This is a genomic window from Pseudomonas sp. 32_A, from assembly GCF_017490905.1.
In the GTDB taxonomy this organism is placed as follows: Bacteria; Pseudomonadota; Gammaproteobacteria; order Pseudomonadales; family Pseudomonadaceae; genus Aquipseudomonas; species Aquipseudomonas inefficax.
This window is the reverse complement of the sequence record NZ_JAFGYI010000260.1, coordinates 1-481: the sequence shown is the minus strand read 5'-3', so window position 1 is coordinate 481 and position 481 is coordinate 1. Positions and strand designations below refer to the sequence as shown.

Here is a 481-nt window from a genome sequence, read left to right as displayed (position 1 = left end):
GTTCAACAGCGCTTTTGCGCGATGGCAAAACGGGCAGGTTGCTTTGGTGTAGATCTCAATATTGGCCATGACTTATCTCCAGTGTTCTTTTTACCCTGCGGCATGAAAGAAGACGGGTAAATTACTTGCCGCGAACCAGTGGCAGATTCTCACCACTCCAGCCCGCTACGCCGTCTTTCAGTACGGATACTTGCTCAAAACCGGCTTTAATCAGCGCAGTTGCTGAATCCTGGCACTGCATGCCTGAACCATCAACCACATTCACAGGTTTGTTTTTGTGTTTTTCAAGTTCGCCAAAATTGTTGGCTTTGATTGCGCTCGGCAGCAGGTTAGTGGAGCCTGCGATATGGCCTTTGCGGAAGTCGTCGCGCTGGCGTAAATCCACAACAACGGCGTCTTCTTTGTTGATGAGACGTGTAGCTTCGCCGCGAGTAATCACCTTCACTTTTGAGGTCAGGCTCTTAAACGTGGTAAATAATAC

The 481-nt window shown here is 49.1% G+C and carries 2 protein-coding genes; both read right to left on the bottom strand.

Annotated features, from left to right (window positions below):
* Window positions 1-69 (bottom strand): glutaredoxin domain-containing protein (locus tag J5M58_RS26590; protein ID WP_306795258.1); only part of this gene is annotated, 69 nt, incomplete at its 3' end.
* Between the two features lie 52 nt (window positions 70-121).
* Window positions 122-481 (bottom strand): rhodanese-like domain-containing protein (locus J5M58_RS26585; RefSeq protein WP_207880345.1); only part of this gene is annotated, 360 nt, incomplete at its 5' end.